Source organism: Luteibacter sp. GL_149, from assembly GCF_057834065.1.
This window is the reverse complement of record NZ_CM174395.1, coordinates 4182484-4199904: the sequence shown is the minus strand read 5'-3', so window position 1 is coordinate 4199904 and position 17421 is coordinate 4182484. Positions and strand designations below refer to the sequence as shown.

General features: G+C 61.8%; 13 protein-coding genes. 8 read left to right on the top strand and 5 right to left on the bottom strand.

Annotation, left to right across the window (positions count from 1 at the left end; all coding sequences use genetic code 11):
* Positions 1-2: 2 nt before the first annotated feature.
* The gene (gspD, locus tag AC3IR3_RS18565; protein ID WP_489194312.1) at positions 3-2195 is read left to right on the top strand and encodes a type II secretion system secretin GspD; all 2193 of its coding nucleotides are present in this window, start codon (positions 3-5) and stop codon (positions 2193-2195) included.
* Between the two features lie 46 nt (positions 2196-2241).
* Entirely contained in the window at positions 2242-4752 is a 2511-nt protein-coding gene (gene hrpB / locus AC3IR3_RS18560; protein WP_489194310.1) for an ATP-dependent helicase HrpB, read from the top strand.
* Between the two features lie 53 nt (positions 4753-4805).
* Here the strand turns inward: hrpB and dbpA are convergent, their stop codons facing one another.
* The gene (dbpA, locus tag AC3IR3_RS18555) at positions 4806-6182 is read right to left on the bottom strand and encodes an ATP-dependent RNA helicase DbpA (RefSeq protein ID WP_489194309.1); all 1377 of its coding nucleotides are present in this window, start codon (positions 6180-6182) and stop codon (positions 4806-4808) included.
* 237 nt (positions 6183-6419) lie between these two features.
* On the opposite strand from dbpA, the gene AC3IR3_RS18550 reads away from it, so the two are divergent.
* The 4 genes from AC3IR3_RS18550 to AC3IR3_RS18535 all read left to right on the top strand — a co-directional run bounded on the left by AC3IR3_RS18550 (position 6420) and on the right by AC3IR3_RS18535 (position 10670).
* On the top strand, positions 6420-7541 hold the full coding sequence (locus AC3IR3_RS18550) for a hypothetical protein (protein ID WP_489225030.1): 1122 nt from the start codon (positions 6420-6422) through the stop codon (positions 7539-7541).
* On the top strand, positions 7481-8377 hold the full coding sequence (locus AC3IR3_RS18545; RefSeq protein WP_489194306.1) for a hypothetical protein: 897 nt from the start codon (positions 7481-7483) through the stop codon (positions 8375-8377). The genes AC3IR3_RS18550 and AC3IR3_RS18545 overlap by 61 nt, the downstream gene beginning before the upstream one ends.
* A 269-nt stretch (positions 8378-8646) precedes the next feature.
* The gene (locus AC3IR3_RS18540) at positions 8647-9717 is read left to right on the top strand and encodes a hypothetical protein (RefSeq protein ID WP_489194305.1); all 1071 of its coding nucleotides are present in this window, start codon (positions 8647-8649) and stop codon (positions 9715-9717) included.
* Between the two features lie 2 nt (positions 9718-9719).
* Positions 9720-10670, top strand: a complete 951-nt coding sequence (locus AC3IR3_RS18535; protein ID WP_489194303.1) for a hypothetical protein — start codon at positions 9720-9722, stop codon at positions 10668-10670.
* Here the strand turns inward: AC3IR3_RS18535 and AC3IR3_RS18530 are convergent.
* Genes AC3IR3_RS18530 through AC3IR3_RS18520 form a run of 3 tightly spaced genes read right to left on the bottom strand, consistent with a single transcriptional unit; the run spans position 10636 to position 13061 of the window.
* Complete coding sequence (locus AC3IR3_RS18530) at positions 10636-11355, bottom strand: pseudouridine synthase (protein ID WP_489194301.1); 720 nt, start codon at positions 11353-11355, stop codon at positions 10636-10638. The two genes, AC3IR3_RS18535 and AC3IR3_RS18530, sit on opposite strands and share 35 nt — an antisense overlap.
* A gap of 3 nt (positions 11356-11358) precedes the next feature.
* Positions 11359-12132 carry an ABC transporter permease gene (locus tag AC3IR3_RS18525; RefSeq protein WP_489194299.1) on the bottom strand — a complete coding sequence of 258 codons (774 nt, stop codon included), beginning with the start codon at positions 12130-12132 and terminating at the stop codon, positions 11359-11361.
* Complete coding sequence (locus tag AC3IR3_RS18520) at positions 12129-13061, bottom strand: ABC transporter ATP-binding protein (protein WP_489194297.1); 933 nt, start codon at positions 13059-13061, stop codon at positions 12129-12131. The genes AC3IR3_RS18525 and AC3IR3_RS18520 overlap by 4 nt, the downstream gene beginning before the upstream one ends.
* Positions 13062-13144: 83 nt before the next feature.
* On the opposite strand from AC3IR3_RS18520, the gene AC3IR3_RS18515 reads away from it, so the two are divergent.
* Both AC3IR3_RS18515 and AC3IR3_RS18510 read left to right on the top strand, forming a co-directional pair.
* On the top strand, positions 13145-13891 hold the full coding sequence (locus AC3IR3_RS18515; protein ID WP_489194295.1) for an FAD-binding oxidoreductase: 747 nt from the start codon (positions 13145-13147) through the stop codon (positions 13889-13891).
* Between the two features lie 39 nt (positions 13892-13930).
* The gene (locus AC3IR3_RS18510; protein ID WP_489194293.1) at positions 13931-15211 is read left to right on the top strand and encodes a peptidase MATCAP family protein; all 1281 of its coding nucleotides are present in this window, start codon (positions 13931-13933) and stop codon (positions 15209-15211) included.
* 20 nt (positions 15212-15231) lie between these two features.
* On the opposite strand, the gene AC3IR3_RS18505 is transcribed toward AC3IR3_RS18510, so the two are convergent.
* Entirely contained in the window at positions 15232-17331 is a 2100-nt protein-coding gene (locus AC3IR3_RS18505; protein WP_489194291.1) for a reprolysin-like metallopeptidase, read from the bottom strand.
* Positions 17332-17421 lie beyond the last annotated feature (90 nt).

Below are 17421 nucleotides of genomic sequence, written 5' to 3'. Positions count from 1 at the left end.
TCATGAATACGGGAATCCGGTTGGGAGGCGCGGCGCTTGCCGCGCTGTTGTCCGGCTGCGCGTCGCTGTCGTCAAGACATGACGACCTGGCCCTTCAGCGCGAGGCGCTGAAGGGCCTCGAAAAGCCTGTTCCGCAAGCGTTGGCGACGGCAATCGGAGCCGAGGTCGCGGCGATTCCGTCCAGCGATATAGCGAAAGGCAGCGGTCAGTTCATTCGTCCGATGGGGTTGGCGAAACCCAGGGTGCTTCCCGTCGGCAAGGACACCTTCACGTTCAATTTCGAAGATCAGCCCATCGAGGCGGTGGTCAAGGTCGTTCTCGGCGATATGCTCCACGAGAACTACAGCATCACGCCGGGAGTCGCCGGCAATATTTCGTTCTCGACGTCGAAGCCGGTCCGTCGGGATCAGGCGTTGCTCATTCTAGAAACGCTGCTTTCGTGGACACAGAATGCGCTGGTGCGCGATGGCGATCGCTATGTGGTGATGCCGTCGCGGGACGCGGTCGCAGGGAATATCGCACCGAGCCTCGGGGCATCGACGCCGCGGGATGGCCTGCAGGCACGCCTGTTTCCATTGCAATTCATCTCGGCTGTCGAGATGCAGAAGCTCATAAAACCTTTTGCACGTCAGGACTCGGTGCTGCTCGCCGATCCTGCGCGCAATGTGCTGGTGATGGCCGGTTCGTCGAGCGAACTGGATAACTACCAGCGAACGATCGACACGTTCGACGTCGACTGGCTTCGCGGCATGTCGGTAGGTGTATTCAATCTCGAACGCGCGAACGTCAAAGAATTGATGCCATCGCTCGACGGCCTGTTCGGTGCGAAGAGCGGCACGCCCGTTGCGGGTCTCATGCGTTTTATTCCGATCGAGCGGACGAATGCCCTGGTGGTGATCAGTCCGCAGGTCGCCTACCTCGATGAGGTGAAGACATGGATCAATCGTATCGACCGGGGCGGTGGCAACGAGCCTCGCTTGTTTGTGTACGATGTGCGCAATCTGCCGGCGGCTGATCTGGCTGAGTATCTGTCCGGCCTTTACGGTGGGCAAACCTCGCGGCGCAAAAACGATGCCGGTCGCGTATCGCCCGGGCTTACGTCCGGCACGCAGGGGTTTTCCGATACTGGCAATGGTGGGGCTACGTCGTTCGACAGCGACAGCGACAGCGACAGCGATGGCCGGAAGGCGTATGGCGACAGCAACTCCGATTTCTTTTCATCACCCAATGCTCCGTCGACACCGGGAGCCAGTGCGGCAACCGCCGCCAGCGATCAGGGTGTCCGGATTTCGGCGGTGGAGGCTAATAATCAGCTCGTCGTCCGTGCCCGTCCCGCGCAGTGGGCCGAAATGGAGGAAGTCATCAAGCGGCTCGACGCCATTCCGCTACAGGTCCAGATCGAAACGCGCATTCTCGAAGTCGAGCTGAGAAACGAATTCAGCTTTGGCGTGCAGTGGTATCTGGAAGGCCTGATCGGTGGCGGGCAGCCGGGCAACAAGCAGCAGTGGCAGCTGGGTCGCAACAGCAGCCGGCCTCGTGCGAACGACACGTTCTACTACTCGTTCATCAACAGCGAAGTTCAGGCGACGGTTCGCGCACTGGAGATGAATCGGAATACCAAAACGCTTTCGTCGCCATCTCTGGTCGTGGTGAACAACCAGAAGGCGCGTATCCAGGTGGGCGATCAGATCCCCATTGTGCAGACCTACGTCAACACCAATGCCAACACCAACAACCCCATCGGCCAGGTCGAGTACAAGGACACCGGGGTCATCCTGCAGGTGAGGCCGCGGGTCAATCCGGGTGGCCTCGTCTACCTGCAGATATCGCAGGAAGTCAGCGACGCACGGCAGCCCGACGGTAGCGGTAATGTCACCATCGGCAAACGCCAGCTGGAGACCCAGGTCGCGGTGCAAAGCGGTCAGACCGTTCTGCTTGGCGGCCTTATCCAGCAGAAGGACGAGCGGTCGAAGTCCGGCGTGCCTTATCTGAGCCGTATTCCGGTCCTGGGCAATCTTTTCGGCGGCACGTCCCGCAACAATGGCCGGACCGAACTCATCGTGCTGATCACGCCCAAGGTCATCGCCAATGGCGACGACGCAAAACGGGTTGCCGACGAGTTCCGGGAGCGATTCCGCTCGCTCGAACCGGCGAAAGCGGCGGATGGCGGAATCGAGACGGCGAACGAAGCCTGACGCGCCGCTCGCCCACGTGGACCGGCTTCCGTACCATAGCCGGTCCATGACCGTTTCCTATCCCATCACGCCGCTGCTTCCGGAGATCGCCGGTTCGTTGGCAAATCATCCGCGCCTGGTTCTCGAAGCGCCTCCCGGCGCGGGCAAGACGACGCAGGTGCCGCTGGCATTGCTGGACGCGTCGTGGCTGGGCGAGGGCAAGATCGTCGTGCTCGAACCACGCCGCATCGCCGCTCGCGCCGCCGCCGAATTCATGGCCCGGCAGCTTGGCGAGGAAGTCGGCCATACGGTCGGCTATCGCATCCGCTTCGAGTCCCGCATCGGGCCACGTACGCGTATCGAAGTCGTTACCGAAGGCATCCTCGGCCGGATGATTCAGGACGATCCGTCGCTGGAGGGCATCGGCGCGATCCTGTTCGACGAATTCCACGAACGCCATCTCGCGGGCGATCTCGGTGCGGCGCTCGCGCTGGACGTCCAGGCGAACCTCCGGCCCGATCTGCGGTTAGTCGTCATGTCGGCCACGCTCGACGGCGAACGTATCGCGCAATGGCTCGACGCGCCGCGGATAAGCAGCCCCGGTCGTAGCTATCCGGTACGCATCGACCATCCGCCGGCACGTACGCAGGAGACAATGGAGCAACATCTCGCGCGCACGGTGAATCAGGCGTTGCGCGAGACCGATGGCGACGTACTCGCGTTCCTTCCCGGTCGACGCGAAATCGAACGCACCCGTGCGATCGTCGAACGTCAACACGAAGGCGTGGAAGTCGTTGCGCTGCACGGCGAACTATCGCTGGCGGAACAACACCTCGCGCTGGCGCCGCCCGATCCGGGTGTGCGTCGCGTCGTGCTCGCGACCAATGTCGCCGAATCCAGCGTGACATTGCCGGGTATACGTGCCGTTATCGACAGCGGTCAGGCCCGCGAACCGAGATTCGATCCGCAGTCGGGTTTTACGCGGCTGGAAACCATCGCGATTTCCCAGGCATCCGCCGATCAGCGCGCCGGGCGTGCGGGGCGCGTCGCCGAGGGCGTCGCTTATCGCCTGTGGCCGCAGAGTCGGCGTCTCGACGCGCAGCGCACGGCGGAAATCGCGCAGGCCGAGCTTTCCGGACTTGTCCTCGAACTTGCCGCCTGGGGTAGCGAAGACATTCCGTGGCTCGATGCCCCACCCACGGGCGCCATAGGACAGGCGCGCGATCTGCTGCGCCGGCTGGGGGCACTGGATGACACATCGCGCATCACGGCGCTGGGCCGAAAGATGCTGGCACTGGGCGCCACGCCCCGGCTCGCTGCGGCGGCATTGCGCGCACCACCCGAACTTCACCCGTTGGTGGCGGATCTTCTCGCGTTGATGGAGGCGCGTTCGCCCTTGCGTGGCGAGCTGGGGCGCACCGACGACTTCCGTGCGCGCGTCGCTGCGCTGCACCTGTGGCGCGACGGCGGCGCACGTGGTGCGCGGGCAGGCTCGGCGGATATCGCTGCGCTGGCCGCTATCGAAAAGGCCGCCGCGGGGTGGCGTCGTCGACTGGGTGTGCGCACCGGCGCCAGCGGCGTGCCGCACGCGCACGCTGTCGGCGATCTGCTTGCCCATGCTTTTCCGGATCGCATAGCGCGTCGCGACGAAGGAAATGCCATGCGCTATCAGTTGGCGAATGGTCGTGGCGCGCGGCTGCACGAGAACAGCGCACTGCATGGCGAGCCATGGCTGGTCGTGCTGGATCTGAAGCTGGATGCGCGCGATAGCCCGATCTTCGCGGGGGCACCATTCGATCCTCGGATGCTGGAGATCGACTACCCCTCACGTTTCGTCACGGAGCGCGTGCTGCGTTGGGACGACGCACGCGACATCGCGGAGGCGTTCGAAGAGCGGCGTTTCGATGCCTTGGTACTCGAACGCAAAAGTGTTCCGATCACCGGCGCCGACGCGTTGCCGGCCCTGCTCGCGGCGATTCGTGCAGGCGGCATCGAGGCATTGCCCTGGAGCGAAACCGCGCGACGATTGCGCGCACGCATGGGTGCGCTGCGTATCTGGCGACCGGAGCTGGGGCTTCCCGATGTGTCGGACGACGCCCTGCTGGCGTCGCTCGATCGCTGGCTTGCACCTTATCTGGAAGGCAAGCGTCGGCTGAGCGCGTTGCAGGCGGCGGATCTGTCGCAGGCCATCGCGGCGTTGCTGGATTACGACCAGCGCCGCGCTCTGGACGCCGACGCGCCGGACGAACTACGCGTACCCAGCGGTATGACCCGGCGACTGGAATACGGAACACTGCCGGACGACCCGGGGGGCTCGCCGGTGTTGTCCGTGAAGCTGCAGGAACTGTTCGGGCTGGCGGATACGCCGCGAGTCGGTGCGGGACGCGTCCCCGTGACGTTGCATCTGTTGTCCCCGGCAGGTCGCCCCATCCAGGTGACGCAGGACCTGCACGGTTTCTGGGAACGTACGTACCCGGAAGTGAAGAAGGAGCTGAAAGGTCGCTACCCGAAACATCCCTGGCCCGACGATCCGTGGACGGCGACGGCCACACATCGGGCCAAACCCCGCGGTACCTGATCCGTTCGCTTTGCCGGGATTCATTGCAGGAGCGCGCTCCTGCAAGTGCTGAATCAGCCTAGCGGGCGTACGCGGAAGTTGCGGCCTTTGATCTTGCCCGCGCGCAGCCGTTCCAGAGCCTTGTTCGCCAGGTCGCGACTGATAGCGACATAAGCGCGCGTCGCAAAGACGTCGATTTTGCCGATGTCCTTCGCAGCGAGGCCCGCATCGCCTGTGAGTGCGCCGAGAATGTCGCCAGGGCGGAGCTTGTCCTTGCGGCCAGCGTCGATCACCACGGTTTTCATCGGCGCGAGATTCAGTACCTTGCGCGCGTCGACGACGGGTTTCGCCGGATAGCGCTTGATCCGGGCTCCAAGCCGTTCCTCGATGGCCGCGATCTTCGGCAGATCGCGCGATCCGGCGAGCGTAATCGCCAGTCCGCTGTTACCCGCACGGCCCGTGCGTCCGATGCGGTGCGTATGCGTATCCGCATCGTGCGCGACGTCGTAACTGACCACCAGCGGCAACGCCGCGATATCCAGGCCGCGCGCGGCGACGTCGGTGGCGATGAGGATCGAACAGCTACGATTGGCGAACCGCACGAGCACCTCGTCGCGATCGCGTTGTTCAAGGTCGCCGTGCAACGCCAGTGCGGAAAACCCACGCCGGTCCAGCTCGGCGGCAAGCGCCTCGGTGTCTTTGCGCATATTGCAGAACACCAGCGCGGCTTCGGGCCGTTCGTGCGTAATGATCTGCGACAGGGTAACGACTTTCTGCGAGGGTTCGACCTCGACGACGCGCTGTTCGATGGTCGCTTCGCTATGCGGCGTATCGACGGTCACCGTGACCGGGTCGCGCTGAACGCGACCGCTGACCGCGCGGATCTCGTCGGGATAGGTGGCCGAGAACAGCAGGGTCTGATGGTGTTTGGAGATCCGCGACACGATGTCGTCGATCGCTTCTTCGAAACCCATGTCGAGCATGCGGTCGGCTTCGTCGAGCACGAAGGTTTTCACGCCGCCCGCGTGAAGGCTGCCGCGCTTCAGGTGTTCCTGCACACGGCCGGGCGTGCCCACGACGATGTGCGGGTCGTGCTCCAGCGAGGCCAGCTGTGGACCCAGCGGCATGCCGCCGCACAGCGTCAGTAGCTTCACGTTCGGAATATTGGCCGCCAGCTTGCGAATGGCTTTGCTGACCTGATCGGCCAGTTCGCGGGTAGGGCAGAGCACCAGCGCCTGCAATCGAATGGTGTCCGCATTCAGATGCTGAAGCAGTCCGAGGGCGAACGCCGCGGTCTTGCCGCTGCCGGTCTGTGCCTGCGCTATGACGTCCTTGCCCTCCAGGATTGGCGGGAGGCTGGCCGCCTGAATGGGGGTCATACCCGGGTAGCCAAGGGCTTCCACGGCGGCGAGCAGGGCGGGTTTGAGGGCGAGCTGGCTGAAGTCGGTCATGCCCATATGATCGCATCTATGGTGGCCAGGCGCAGGATCGCGCGCCGTTCGTGGGTAGAGCTTGTGTGTGTACCCGGGAGACGTGAGTACAAAACTGATGCTTCCCAGGGTATCGCCCTGGGCGTGAGGGGGCGTTTCCCGACAGCCATCCATGGGCGGACTCGGCATTCTCTCGATCCGCACTTTTACCTGTGCGGATCGCTCTTCCTCTCCCTCCCCCGAAGAAGAAAACAAGCAATGAAAAGATTGGCGCGCTTTACCTGTGCGATGGCATGGATGCCCATATCCGCTCTCGCGCAGATTCCCCTTGTCGAAAGAGACTTTGCCGAGGTACTCATGGAAGAGACATCGGCTCTGGATGACGACGACGTCATTGAACTCAGCGACGACTATGCGGCGAAGCTGATGTTGAAAACCGATTCGATCTACAGTGACCTGCGCCCTGTTCCGGATACTCCGCCGAGCGCCGCCTGGGCGACAGCGTTAAATAAGGCAAGGCCATGGAATCCGCTTTCTCCCGAGCAGGGATGGATGGCATTCGCGTTACGCATGGGTCTGACAAAAGCCCGACCTTTGATCGAAGTACGGGTTGACCATGAGTATCTCGATCAGGACAGGCTGGTTGCTGCGAGCGCGACGAAGGCGGCAATAGATCGCGATATCTTCAATGCTGCCCTCGACATGTTCGACTACAGCAAGGCATCCATCGCGGCGAACTATGCCGTTGGCGCGCAGTTGCTTCGGGACAAGATGGCACGCGTCGATCCATCCGAGCATGCCGGGCAGAACATCCGGCCAGAAGTGCTTCAGCGGTTCATGAAGCACGCGCACTATTCGCAGATTTCCGAAGAAGATGGCGAATACCTTCTCAACGTACTCGATTCCGGGATTCGCGCGTTCGAGCCGGGTGTATCGCCTTCGATGCAGCAACCCTATATCCCCACTCATTTCCGCGTGGCCCGGCTCGCCGCGGCTTACTACATGAAATCCGGTTATCTGACGCCTGGCCAGTCGCCCTGCCTGCCTTCCGGCGACGAAAATCCGGGTCATGCGGGTCTTGGCGTGGACATCGATGGAAAGGAAATCTGCTTCTCTGCCGCTACCGATCGTGCGACGCACGCGTGGTTCGTTCGCCATCTTGCAGATCAGGAGCAGGGCATCAAACGATACTCGACAACACAAGACGATCCAGCAATTTTCGCGTTGCTTCGGCCGGTTTTCATCATTATGGAAGTTGTAGATATCGCGAATTTCACCAGATTCGCGGTCTCCTCGCGGATTTTTGCCAAGAAAACATCATGGGCGCGCCCGGACGTCAATCGTCTTCCCACGAAAATCAACAGGATGTGCAAGAAATGAAGAATCATATGAATTCGTGGCATCCGGCGCGCCGAATCGTTGCTGGCATAACCACCGGCGCGATGCTTCTGGTGGCCTCTGGTGGAGCTTTCGCTCAGTCCGTAGACCTGGTTGCCATCCATGAGATCAATGAAGATGCCATCGGCGCCCTGATGGATACTTATGGATATCATCTGCGCACCGCCGATCGATGGATCAAAGCCAATACGATGCCGGAACAGCGTATTCGAAGTACGTTCAACAAAGTCGAAACGAATTTCAAGTACGCGACGATCGCTCGTTTCGAGTACACGTACGTAGGCGCGGATGGAAATACGCATACCAAGGTGTATCACTCGAAGTCGGGTCCGGATGTGTCCAAGGCATTTTATGGCGATGGACCCTTGCCGCCGGGTGTCGAGAGCGTCGAAAAATTCTTCCCTCTCGCAGACGAATACAGCAGGGCCTCGCCCGGAAACGAATCGAAATCCAGGATCCCTTCGTCGCCCGATGGCGGCAAGGACCGCGCAACGGACGCCGAGCTGAAGGCCGTGCGTACTATCGAAGCCGATATCGTGGAAGGGCGCGTTCCCGGTCAGGGCAGCGTGAAAGGGGTTGTCAGCAAGGAACTTTGCAAATCCTGCGATAACGCGGTCCGTACTTTCGCCAAGGAATACAACATCGACGTGAAAATCGACTACTTCAAGGACGTAGGTTCGCCTGTCGAGGTCAAACTCACCAACCTACGCAAGGACGCCATGAATCAGGTGAGGAGTGTGCGGAATGCGCCCAACCCGATGTTCACTCTGGACGACGAGTACAAGGGGGCGGTCGGTTGTATCCGGGTCGGTGCGTGATGCACTCATGACATGGCGCCCGGGATGCCCGGGCGTGTGCGGTTCGAAGACTACCGGTATTGCAACAGTTCGCCTGCTGTACAGGTGACGACGGCCGATGTCGATCAGTCGGGTTTCTCGCTGCAATGCGTGTTCTGCCGTCACTTCCGGCGGCAGAACATCCTGCGGGAGAAAGAGAGCATATGAAGCCATGGCCGCGATTCGTGCTGTTTGCAGGCACTCTTCCTTTCACCGCCACGGCGGCGCCTCCGCCGCCTGGCGATTTTGTCATGGCTCTGCTCCAGGAGCGCATATCGGTCGAAGGCGCGCATCTGGCCGTGGCCCATTCCGACGAAGATTACATCCGCGCGTGGTTGATCGATCCGACGTCGCCGTACTCAGGCGTCAAGGAACACTCTCGCTATACGCCCGGCGCAGCGATACTGCGGGCGATCGCCTCCGTCTCGGTTCCCGGGCATGCCATGAGCGTCGAAGGCGCCATTGCCGCCGCGCTATGGGATTACGGCAGCACGAAGGGCCGCCTAAACGACGACATTCCTCTTTCGGCGATTCCTTCGCGCTTCACAAATGTTTTCTCCGGTGCCAGTGCGGTGAAAGCCGGTATAGAGCCGGATATTTTTTTCAAGGCGTTAGCCCTGGCGGGCGAAGAGAATCACATAGTCGCAGCGAACTACGCCGTTGCGGTGCAGATACTCCGTGAGATGCTGGATGTTGCTCCGGCGGACAGGCATGTCGCTATGGGATTGCGAAAGGACATCCTGACCCGATTTCTCGATGCGAACGGCCCGCAAAGTTTGCCGGACTATGACCTGTTCTATCTTATGCGGCTTCTGGACGGCGAAATGTCCCGCTGGAAGGCCGGTGGCCCGAGTGCGTACGGCATTCGCGAACTTCCCGTGGTACTGCGTGTGGCGCGTGCGGCGGCGGCATTCCGCGATCTGGCACCTTACGACAATGGTCAGCCCTGCAATGCGGACGGCACGTTCCGCAGCTACATCGCTGGTGAAGGTGGCGCCGATTTGCGGCCCTTGTGCCATGTGGATGCCACCGATCGCGCGGTCTACGCGTGGTATGTCCGCGAATATCGGGAGCGGATCGTTTCGCGGGGGCCGAAAGGCGATAGCTCGACGCTTTTTATCGACAGGATCATCGGACCGATGCTCAACATGCGTCAGGGTCGGCTCGGCAGTCTTTCGCCTCACACGTTGGGGTTCACGTCCCGGGTGGAGGTGCTCGAGGCGAAGATGGCGAAACAGCTGTTGGCCGAGGGAAATATAACGGCACTGGATGCGGAAGTGGTGTCCGACCGTGCATTGCGACTCACGTGCGGGAGGATCTGAGCATGTCGATTATCGGACCATGCAAGAAGGCCTTCATGGCCTTTCTGTTCGCATTTTTTCTCGGCGGCAGCCAGAGCATAGCGGGCTCCCTGCATAAGGAGGAGGTCAGCAGTACGACCAGTCCCATGGTCGTGCAGGCTCTGGCATCGAGCTTCGATTTCTACGCGGCCGCGCTGGATAGTTGGCTCTATGAAGCCAGCCATCCGGTTATCGCCCATGTGACGCACGGCGATGTGCGCCGTTATGAGCACATGGCCCTTAGTGGCACGATCGCCCAGTTCGAACTTACGGCGACACGCGATGGAGTCGTCGATACGCGCGTTTACAACGCCATGTCGGGCTGGGACTTCGATTCGAATGTCGTGGGACATTTTTCGAATGTCGTGGGAAATCTCGTGCCTCCACAGGGAGGAGTGGGGGCATTCTTTCACGAAGGTCCCGTTGTCACGCGTGCTGTGCTGGTTCCCGATGCCACCATTCATTTCCAGCCCGTGGAAGGCGAGCCGAAGCCTGATGCGCACCAGGCGGATGCGGAACTGAAAGCCGTTCAGACCATCGAGCGCGATATACGGGCCGACAGAGAGCGAGGCGTCGAATTTAGTGCTGGGTCCATACGGGCCGTAGTAAGTCAGCCCATGTGTCCTTCATGCGAGGCCGCGGTCCAGGCTCTGGCGGACAGGTACGACATAGATATCTACGTAATCTATCTCAACCGTACGAATACCGCGGAAACGGAAATACTGCGGCAAGCACGCAAGGAGTACATGAAAAGCCTGTGGGACGATCTGCGCTCGCGCCGCGCTGCGGCAGGCGCATCCACCGAAGATCAGAATCCGCCACCTGCCCGAGAGGTCGGAGACGATGAGGTCTTCGCCACCTGCCCCATACCCGCGATGCTCAGGGACCGCGCGATGCGTGTTACCAATGCGTCCGCTGTGGCAGCAGGCCTTTGAGTTCCGCCTCGGTCAGGTTGCGCCATTGACCGACTTTCAGGTGCCCCAGCTTCACATTGACGATGCGTACGCGGCGAAGCTGGGTGACGCGATAACCGAATTCGGCGGCCATCAGGCGGATCTGACGATTCAGGCCTTGCGTAAGCACGATGGAAAAGCCGTACTTCGCAATGCGGCGCGTGCGGCAGGGTTTCGTCATCTGTCCGTGAATGCGCACGCCCTTGGCCATGGCGGTCAGGAATTCGTCGGTGACGGCTTTGTTCACGGCCACGAGATATTCCTTCTCGTGGCCGTTCTCGGCGCGCAGAATTTCGTTGACGATGTCGCCGTTGCTGGTCAGCAGGATCAGTCCTTCGGAGTCTTTATCCAGGCGGCCGACGGGGAAAATGCGCTGTGCGTGATCGACGAAGTCGACGATATTGCCGTCGACGGTCTGGTCGGTGGTGCAGGTAATGCCGATGGGCTTGTTCAGCGCGATATAGATGGCACGATTTTTCGGCGAGGCTGGCGCCAGCGTACGCGCGACGACGACTTCTCCGTCGACGCGCACGACATCGCCGTCCAGTGCTTTGGCGCCCATACCGACGACGGCGTCATTGATCGTGACGCGGCCGGCGACCAGTAGTTCGTCGGCTTCGCGACGCGAGCAGATGCCTGCTTCACTGATGTATTTGTTGACGCGCATCGATCAGGAACGCAGGCCGACGCCGCGGCTGAGCAGGCGCAATGCGACCGCGGACAGACCAACGACGAAAGCGAGCATCACGATGAAGGCCGTACCGATCTGCACGTCGCTGACACCGAGTACGCCGAAGCGGAACGCGTTGACCATGTACAGGATGGGGTTGACCATCGAGATCGTGCGCCACGGCTCGCCAAGCAGATCGACCGAGTAGAAGACGCCGCCGAGGTAGGTAAGCGGTGTGAGCACGAAGGTCGGTACGAGCGCGATATCGTCGAACTTCTTCGCGAATACCGCATTGACGAAGCCGGCGAGCGAAAACACCGTTGCGCCGAGTATCACGGACAGGATGGTGACGATCGGATGCGCGACATGCAGGTCGGTGAAGAAGAGTGCGATCACAAGCACCAGCGCGCCGACGATCACGCCGCGAACCACCGCGCCAGTGACGTAACCGAGCAGGATGACCCAGTTCGGCATCGGCGAAACCAGCATCTCTTCCACGAATCGGCCGAACTTGGCGCCGAAGAACGAGCTGGAGATGTTGCCGTAGCTGTTGGTGATGATGCTCATCATCACGAGGCCCGGCACGATGTACTGCATGTAGGTAAAGCCATGCATGACGCCGATGCGGCTGCCGATCAGCTTGCCGAAGATGACGAAGTACAGCGTCATCGTGATCGCGGGCGGAATCAGCGTCTGCGTCCAGATGCGAGCGATGCGCGTGATCTCGCGACGGACGATGGTGCCGAGGGCGACCAGGTTGGTCGAGGTGCTCATGCGGCGGTCTCCCGGCCGTGTTCGACCAGTCGGACGAACAGCTCCTCGAGACGATTGGCTTTATTGCGCATGGACGTGACGGTCACGCCGTGCGACGAAAGGGCGGAGAACAGCGAGTTGAGATCGTGCGAGCGGGACATTTCGGCTTCGAGGGTATGGTCGTCGATCCTGCGCAGCACGACGCCGGGCAGTTCCGGCAGGGCAGCGGGTATCGTCACGGCGTCGAGCACGAAAGTCTCCACGTCCAGCGTCGACAACAGGCTCTTCATGGACGTGTTCTGTACGATCCGGCCGTGGTCGATGATCGCGATGTTGCGGCAGAGCTGCTCGGCTTCCTCGAGGTAATGCGTGGTGAGGATGACCGTGGTGCCCGCCGCGTTGATCCCGCTGACGAATTGCCACATGGAGCGGCGGATCTCGATGTCCACGCCTGCGGTGGGCTCGTCGAGGATCAGCAGCTTCGGCTCGTTCATCATGGCGCGGGCGATCATCAGGCGGCGCTTCATGCCGCCGGAGAGCATCCGGGCCTGATGGTGGGCCTTGTCCCACAGGCGCAGTTCCTTCAGGTACTTCTCGGCGCGCACGGCCGCTTCGGCACGACCGATGCCGTAGAAACCGGCCTGGTTCACGCAGATGTCGAAAGGCTTCTCGAACTGGTTGAAGTTGATTTCCTGGGGTACCAGGCCAATCAGCTGCATCGCCGCGCTGCGGTTCTTGTGGATCGAGACGCCGAAAACCTCGGCTTCGCCGCTGCTGGCGTTCACCAGGGACGAAAGAATGCCGATCAGGGTGGATTTACCCGCGCCGTTGGGGCCGAGCAGGGCAAAGAAATCGCCCGGCTGGACGGTCAGCGAGACGCCTTTGAGGGCCTCGACACCGTTGCCGTAGGTCTTGCGTAAATCCTTGACGTGTAAAGCGGGAGTGGTCATGGGCTGCGCCGGACTGACAAGCCGCCTATTATACCGGGCTTTCCCACGACGACCTTGTGTCGCTCGGTCAATAGAGAGTTGCCATGGCTGAACAATTCCAGCTCCGCCTCGCGGACAGCTTCATGCTCGCACCCAGCGTGCGACACCTGTCGTTCGAGCGGGTGGACGGCCAGCCTCTGGCCTTCGTTCCAGGCCAGTTCCTGCAGATTCACTTTGCTTACGACGACGGCAAGCCGACCAAACGCAGCTATTCGGTGGGCACGGTCGGCGACGGCTCGAGTCCGGTCGAACGCGTGGAAATCGCGGTCAGCTACGTCGACAACGGGGCGGCCACCAAGCTGCTGAGCGGTCTTGTCCACGACGGACTCATCGATGCCAGTGGGCCGTACGGCCGGTTTTGCCTCATGGAAGGCGACACCAACAAGCGCTACATCCTGATAGCCACGGGCACCGGCGTGACTCCTTACCGGGCCATGCTTCCCCAGATCGAGGCGCTTATCCGCGATCGGGGCTGCCGTTTCGTACTGCTTTACGGTGCCCGGAACGAGGGCGAACTGCTATATGGCGAGGAATTCGAGGCGTTCGCGCGCAAACACGAGGGTTTCGATTTCCACCCCTGCCTGAGCCGCGGTGCGCGCCCGGCCCCCCGGCCTCACGACCGCCTGGGCTACGTCCAGACGGTTCTGGCCGAGCTGGAGCCCAGGGCCGACGAGGACATCGCCTACCTGTGCGGCAATCCGAACATGGTCGATGCCTCGTTCGCCGCGCTGAAGGAGGCTGGCCTCGCCGTGCAGCATATCCGGCGCGAAAAATACATTTCGTCGCGCTGATCGCCAGCGCGGCGGCAAGCGGGATAGACTCGTCGCCACATGCACGCACCTTTCGTCGTCGCCCATCTGTCCCCCGACATGCAGCGTTTCGCGACGCTGGACCAGCGGTTGCTCGCCGCCGTGCGTCCGATCCGCATCCTGCCGACGGTGGCCTGGCCCGCGTCCGTGGAAGAGCGGCTCATCGCCGAATTCGGCGCGGGGCGCCTGTCGCTTCCCGATATCCGCTACAACCCGCCCGATCTGACCGCCGCGCGGCATGAGTTGGAAGCCATCGAAGCCGAGGCTTCCGGCGAGCATCCGATCGCCGATTATCTGAGGCGTACCGCCGAATCCTGGCGCATCGCGGCCGACCTGCTGGATGCCGTGGGGACCGATGGCGTCACGGCGTCGTCGATCGCGCTGTACGGGCGTCCGGGCGATGCGATTCCCGGCAGCAACCGCAGCAACCTGGACGCCGCGCGCTACTTCGTCGACCTGGCGGACGAGCTGGGTGCCGATCTGGAAACCGAGGACGCCACGGGCAACATCCAGGCCGAGGATCTTCGTCGCGACATGGCCGCTGCCCTCGATGCGTTCTTCTCGCCGGGCACCATCACTGTCGAGGTCGACCCCGAACTGACCGCCAAGGCGGCGGCCGGCGCCACGCGCATCCGCTTGCGTGGCGGTGCGCGATTCACGGAATACGATCGTCACCAGTTGCTGGCGCACGAAGCTTTCGTGCACTCCCTGACAGCGTTGAACGGGCGCGAACAGCCCGTGCTTGCCTCGTTGGCGCGTACGTCGCCGCGGGTGACGGCGACCCAGGAAGGCCTGGCGGTATTCGCGGAGCTGATGTCCGGCGCCATCGATATTTCGCGTCTGAAGCGTATCAGCCTGCGGATTCTGGCCATCGACATGGCGCTGAACGGCGCCGACTTCGTCGACGTCTTCCGCTTCTTCCGCGATTGCGGACAGAGCGTGCCGGACAGTTTTCATTCGGCACAGCGCGTCTTCCGCGGCGTGCCGCTCACCGGTGGCGCGGCATTCGCGAAGGACAACGTCTACCTTACCGGTCTGCTGGCGGTACACACGTTCTTTCGCTGGGCACTACGCCAGCGACGCCTCGACCTGCTGCGTTATCTCTTCGCGGGCAAGCTGGCGCTGCACGACGTGATGAGCCTGGAGCCGCATTTCCTGAATGGCGATATCGCGGGGCCGCGCTACCTGCCGCCGTGGATGCAGCACGTCCATGGGCTTGCCGGAAAACTGGCGTTCTCGCTGTTTGTGAATCACATCCACATGGCGGGCGTACAGGCCGAGGAAATTTCCCTCGGCCTGTAACGCTTCGCAATGCACGCGATTTAGCGGTGGATCGTGAAATCGGCGGGCGACAGCGCGAAGAACGGCTGGCTGGTGCAGGAGATCCTTAGTCTTGCCCGGGTCGTATCGGGTATGGACGCGGGTAAGGTGAACTTCGCCCTGCCATTGTTGGGTACCTCGCTAAGCAGAGGTTCTTCCAGGAACGTGTGGCCTCCGTCGACCGAGATATTCACATCGACCTTCTCGCATTCGATAGGTGGCTTGTTCGTATTCGCGACATTCCAGGTTGTCGCGTATTCCCTGGCGGACTTCAGCCGTGCGGAGGTTTTCGGTGTGCGCACTTCGAAGGCGGCACCTGTGTCATGCACGCGCACATAGCGGTCCGCGCCGGCGACGGTCGATCGATGATCGAGATTGTCGCGTACCGTTGCGCGGAAGTGCAGGATGCGATTTGTCGTCGGTAGTGCATCGCCCAGGCCAAGCTGTTCTTTACCGGGCACTCCTTTATTGATTAGTACGGCGAGCGCGGGGAATGTCCGGTGATTTTCTTCCGTCGGGGCACGCGACCGGAACAACGGGCCTATGCCGGTGTCGTATAGCGTCGTCCACGTTTGTACCGGACCTGGGTCCATTTGCTCCCAGGTGTAGGTAAGTTTTGCTGACGGGTCTGCAAAACTCGCGTCTTCGCCCAGCGCGAAGGGCGTTCGCGCCGGTATCACGATATTGTTGAATTGCGGTTGCAGATACGGCACGGGCGTCGGGTTATTTCGCGCGCTGGCACAGGTGCCGCCTGCGCTTGTAGTCCAGGCGGCAACGGCATCGATGCTGGCTGCGTGAAAGTACGGATCGCTGTTCGCCTGAAGGTTATGGGCGCCGCAGATGCCGGCGTATCCCATGATCGTGGAGCCCGAGCCAGGCTCAAGTCGACCTGCGGCCGCGCCACCCCCTCCGCATCCCGCAAATGTGTGTGGCGCGCCAAACTGATGCCCCAGCTCATGCGCTACGTAGTCGATGTGGAATGCGTCGCCGGTCGGATTGAAATGCCCGGTCATTCCCGCGGCCTTACTAAGTCCAGGGTCAGCCATACTGGGCGAGTAACGAATGCACGTATTCCCGATATTGCCCACCACGCCGGATTTGCGGTAACCGTCGAGTACATGGCCGACGTCGAAAGCATCCTGCGGAAGCTTGTCGTTTGTGAACTTCGCGTTGGCGAGCATGACGGCATCATCCTTGTCGCCATCGCCTTTATTGGCAGGATCGTTGTTCGCTTCCTCGAACGGATCGTTCGTCGGGTCGGTGAGAATCAGGCGGTCGTTGTTCTCCGCAAGTACCAGATGAATGCCGAAATCGTTCTCGAAGACCTGGTTGACCCGGTTGACCGTGCGCACGACACCCGCCATCCCATCGTCCACGCTGCCGCCAAGTTTCTTCGTGTACTCGCTGGTGGCCGTCATGGCAATGCGAAACGTACGCAAGGATTGCGCGCCACTGCGTGCGTTGGCAGGCGCATTGTGCACACCCGCGCGCGATGAAGATTCAAGGGTGGCTTTCATTCCGTCTTCGGAAAAGGACTGGTCGCTCTGCGCGGCGTCCTTTCGACGGAAGACCACATATTGACTGTCCGCTGGCGCTCCCCTGGCGTTTGTCGATGCCCCCGTCAACGTCGACATGGGTTGCACGAGCCAGCTCCCGGCATCGTCGCTGATCAGTGCCTGTACCCCGTTCGCGGTGGTGTCGAGTCGAATGCTCCGGCCCGAATCGTCACGTCCCTTCATGCTGCGCAGGTGCGGGAACCGGCTTGCCAGCCCGGCGGGAAGTACATCGGAAGGACTCAGTTCGAAGCGGGTGAATCCCCCCTCGGGCAGTGGCATATCGATCGACTGCATGGAGGATGACCTCGACGTCCCGGGATTCTTTACCGCAAGAGCGAGACGCGAGGTGTCGAGCGTCAGCGTCCGGTAATGGCGGGGCATCGAGGGGTTGGTTGCACCGCGCGACATCGCGGTGGGTGTGGCGGGCGCGTCGGTCCAGAGTCCGTCGCGGCTCGATTCCGCGAAGGATGTGGTGCAGGTGCCAAGCATCAGCGCGCCGACGCACACGGCCAGCCGGCGCCGGTGGGCGTGAGACAGATCATCCATGTATGAAGCTCCGATAGACTTTGTAAGGGCGCGCATCCCGTGTGGGATGCGCGCCCTGATAAGGCCACACGGATATTCCTACTGTCTGTA

Excerpts from the sequence above, each read along its gene's own strand:
- gspD (WP_489194312.1), top strand. The coding sequence starts at position 3 with ATGAATACGGGAATCCGGTTGGGAGGCGCGGCGCTTGCCGCGCTGTTG.
- hrpB (WP_489194310.1), top strand. The coding sequence starts at position 2,242 with ATGACCGTTTCCTATCCCATCACGCCGCTGCTTCCGGAGATCGCCGGT.
- dbpA (WP_489194309.1), bottom strand. The coding sequence starts at position 6,182 with ATGACCGACTTCAGCCAGCTCGCCCTCAAACCCGCCCTGCTCGCCGCC.
- AC3IR3_RS18550 (WP_489225030.1), top strand. The coding sequence starts at position 6,420 with ATGAAAAGATTGGCGCGCTTTACCTGTGCGATGGCATGGATGCCCATA.
- AC3IR3_RS18545 (WP_489194306.1), top strand. The coding sequence starts at position 7,481 with ATGGGCGCGCCCGGACGTCAATCGTCTTCCCACGAAAATCAACAGGAT.
- AC3IR3_RS18540 (WP_489194305.1), top strand. The coding sequence starts at position 8,647 with ATGGCTCTGCTCCAGGAGCGCATATCGGTCGAAGGCGCGCATCTGGCC.
- AC3IR3_RS18535 (WP_489194303.1), top strand. The coding sequence starts at position 9,720 with ATGTCGATTATCGGACCATGCAAGAAGGCCTTCATGGCCTTTCTGTTC.
- AC3IR3_RS18530 (WP_489194301.1), bottom strand. The coding sequence starts at position 11,355 with ATGCGCGTCAACAAATACATCAGTGAAGCAGGCATCTGCTCGCGTCGC.
- AC3IR3_RS18525 (WP_489194299.1), bottom strand. The coding sequence starts at position 12,132 with ATGAGCACCTCGACCAACCTGGTCGCCCTCGGCACCATCGTCCGTCGC.
- AC3IR3_RS18520 (WP_489194297.1), bottom strand. The coding sequence starts at position 13,061 with ATGACCACTCCCGCTTTACACGTCAAGGATTTACGCAAGACCTACGGC.
- AC3IR3_RS18515 (WP_489194295.1), top strand. The coding sequence starts at position 13,145 with ATGGCTGAACAATTCCAGCTCCGCCTCGCGGACAGCTTCATGCTCGCA.
- AC3IR3_RS18510 (WP_489194293.1), top strand. The coding sequence starts at position 13,931 with ATGCACGCACCTTTCGTCGTCGCCCATCTGTCCCCCGACATGCAGCGT.
- AC3IR3_RS18505 (WP_489194291.1), bottom strand. The coding sequence starts at position 17,331 with ATGGATGATCTGTCTCACGCCCACCGGCGCCGGCTGGCCGTGTGCGTC.